Genomic DNA, 3,365 nt, shown 5'->3' with positions numbered 1-3,365 from the left:
ACTTGTTAAATTTTTCACCGAATTCTTTTACCATGACATTGCCCTAACTGAGATTACCCAAAGATATCAAGATACAGTAATGAAGGACGAAAAAATACGAAACGTATTAATGAATCTTCGTTATTAGAGCTCGAGAGACCTTTTCTTGAAAAGGTCTCTTGTTTGGCGTATAACTTATTAACTTTTTTACGTCTTTGTTTTATTCATGGCGCATCTAAATTGAATTATTTCCCAATTTAATTTATCATTAGTAAGAGAAATAAATACGATGGGCGGCCAATCTATGAATCAAGATACAAATCAAAGGAGCACTCATAGGGGGTTTCTTTTTTTAGCGAATAAGGAATATATCAAGGATGTTCATACATTGAGTTACAAATCAGGTAACGCTGGTCAGTTTACAGCTACATTAAGAGTGATGCATGAGACTGAAGTAGCTGAAAAAATTATTTTTTATGCAATGCTTGAAGGAGAAGGAACTCTTTTGGAATTTAGTGTAGAGGGAGTAAAGAAGGTCCATCATTTGGTCGATGTCCCAAGACATGGTGAGATAGATTTTATATTTACGTTTGAAGATCTGCCGCCAGGGAATCATATTATTTATTTAATGATTGAAAACTATCTTAATCCGTTTTATATAGAGGAAGATTTTAATAGACATATAGGCTATTTTTATTTTGCCATTGAAGTAGAGAATGCAAAGAAAAAAAGCCTGTCTGATCATGTAGAGGTGTTTGAATATAACGGACATACCTGTCAGAATGATAAGGGAGTGAAAATTACACTTTTTAAAGATAAAAAGATGAATAAGTTGGTGGATTCTGTATGCAGCGGCAACTATTATTATTTAGCTATTAATAATCCTCATGATTATGAATATGATGCTAATTTAAGTGTATTAGTAAATTACGAGTTGAATGAGCTAGGCAAAATGATGATACCAAAGAGTACAAAGTTAGTATTCCCCATTATAATAAGTGAGGAACTCCTTAAGGATAAACAAAGCATATTATTTTTATTAATTGGTAAACCGATTAAGGAGCCAAATGAATATGGCTTTCCGGAAAGGATTCGGTTTATTTCTAATCGATTAGTAGTTAATTAGTAAGTCTATCGTTTATACTAGACTAGTTTAGAAGATTCAACTAACAAAAGAAAGAAAGGATTCAACGATACATATGATGATCCTCATGATTGGTTTAGCTGCACTCGTCTTTGCTGCACTCAGTTATTATGTCGGCTATAATGGCTGGGTTTGGCTGAAGACTACTTTTTTATCGAAATATAAAAAGATCTATATCGGAATCATTGTGATTCTGTCCTGCTCCTTATTTATTGGTCTGTTTTCATCCCTTCTTGTTTTTAAATTACTCGGTTATTTTTGGATGATGATCATTGGCTATGGAATTATTCTCTTGCCCATTTGTAATCTACTCGTCTTTTTAATGAAGAAGAGAGGCATTTTTTGGGTTGGTATAAGCGTTTTCGCAGTTTATGGATTTGTGTTTATTTACGGATCGTTTAATGCTTGGAGCCCTGTTATCCGGAATTATGATCTGACCGTTGATAAGAAATCCACTGTGGAGGACCTGGAAATTCTAATGGTTTCAGATTTGCATATTGGTGCAATCGTTGGACCAGCGCATATTCAACGTTTGGTTGATAAGGCAAATCAAGTGAAGCCTGATATCATCTTGATTCCTGGAGATATCATCGACGATCATATTCAGCCATACATAGATAATCATGTTGGTGAGATATTAAAAGAATTAAAAGCACCCTTGGGCGTTTATGCGATACCTGGCAATCATGATTATTACGGCGATGATTTAGAAAAGCTTGAAGTTGAACTGGACAAAGCAGGCATTAAGCTTTTAATGGATGAAACCGTGAATGTGGACGATTTGTTTTATATCGTGGGCAGAAATGATGTTACGGATGAAAATAGACAAGCGGTTAGTGATTTAGTCAGTAAACTTGATCACACGATGCCCATCATTATGATGGATCACACACCCCTAGAACTGGATATTGCTAAAGAGAATGGGATTGATGTTCTATTATCAGGCCATACCCATAAAGGTCAGGTCGCCCCAGCCAATCTCATTACCAGCAGGATTTATGAAAATGATTGGGGCTATTTACGAAAAAACACCCTTCAATCAATTGTTTCCTCGGGATTCGGAACGTGGGGACCACCGCTTCGGATTGGCAGCCGGTCAGAAGTGAATGTGATTAATGTGGAATTTGAGTAATCAAAAATCCAGAAAAACAGTCTTGCTGCGAGCAAGACTGTTTTTCATTAGCCAGCTAATACAAACTTGACCTATTTCGATTCCTAAGAGGGCTTTTACATATGTCAAAGATACGAAGGATTGATTTTCATTAAGGTAGGGAGCAGGAGGGGAGTTGTGGTGGATAACGTACAGGTAATTGGTACCTTTATTGTAGCTAAGGGGCGACTCCTTCTCAAATCCGTAAACCATACGTTTCTCCCACACCGCAATCAATCAGTTGTATGGCTCAAAGGACTCTGCTGTCGCCAGTAATTCAATCATGCGATAATCTCCTTTATTTCTTCCATATGTAGTCTGTACGAACTCACCGTTTCCAGTCAGAAATGACAGCTTTTCATAGATTTCATGTCTTTTTAGGGTAAAAAAGAAAAAAAGGCGTTCGCTAAGTTTCCTTAACGAACGCCTTTTTCCTATTATAGAACAACCATACTTAGCAGGATTCCAATTCCGATACTCGCTACCGTAGCAATTAATCCAGGAATCATGAAGCTGTGATTCAAAATGTATTTTCCGATACGAGTTGTACCGGTTTGATCAAAGTTAATCGCTGCGACAACGGTTGGATAGTTAGGAATAAAGAAATAACCATTAACGGCAGGGAACATAGCAATGAGAAGTGCTGGATTAATTCCCAAGGTAATTCCAAGTGGCATCAATGTACGAACGGTAGCAGCTTGGCTGTATAAAAGAATCGATAGAACGAATAACGCGATGGCAAATAGCCAAGGAGCTGAGGTGACTAAACTAGAAATATTATTCGTTATGAATTCGGCATTCCCATTAAAGAATGTGTCACCCATCCAGGCGATTCCAAAGATAGCGACGACGGCTGTAGCACCTGCTTTGAATATAGATCCTGAAACAATCGTATCTACATTGGCTTTACAGATTAGGATAATGAAGGCTGCAGCTGAAAGCATAATCATTTCAATTGTTACAGGCATAGCCATGCGAGTAAACTCACCTTCGATAGTCCAGCCTGGTCGTAAGCCTTCAATGGATCCAAACAGCACGACCAATATAGCAGCAATGAGAAAAATAATAACCGAAGACTAAGTCGGAGGCCAA

General features: G+C 37.3%; 2 protein-coding genes and 2 pseudogenes. 3 read left to right on the top strand and 1 reads right to left on the bottom strand.

Features of this window, described 5'->3' with window-relative positions; genetic code table 11:
• The 3 genes and pseudogenes from AC52RT_RS11115 to AC52RT_RS11105 form a co-directional block, all read left to right on the top strand.
• Positions 1-127 (top strand): annotated as a pseudogene (locus tag AC52RT_RS11115) (TrmB family transcriptional regulator); the annotation flags it as partial.
• Positions 128-367: 240 nt separating this feature from the next.
• Positions 368-1,105: a hypothetical protein gene (locus AC52RT_RS11110; RefSeq protein WP_495540803.1), complete on the top strand. Its 738-nt coding sequence runs from the start codon at positions 368-370 to the stop codon at positions 1,103-1,105.
• Positions 1,106-1,178: 73 nt separating this feature from the next.
• On the top strand, positions 1,179-2,255 hold the full coding sequence (locus AC52RT_RS11105; RefSeq protein WP_495540802.1) for a metallophosphoesterase: 1,077 nt from the start codon (positions 1,179-1,181) through the stop codon (positions 2,253-2,255).
• A 455-nt stretch (positions 2,256-2,710) separates the two neighbouring features.
• Here AC52RT_RS11105 and AC52RT_RS11100 read toward each other — a convergent pair.
• A pseudogene (locus AC52RT_RS11100) lies at positions 2,711-3,346 on the bottom strand (anaerobic C4-dicarboxylate transporter family protein); the annotation flags it as partial.
• Positions 3,347-3,365 lie beyond the last annotated feature (19 nt).

This window comes from Peribacillus sp. (genome assembly GCF_059453735.1).
Note: the sequence above shows the minus strand (reverse complement) of the source record. Positions and strands in the feature narration are given on the sequence as shown.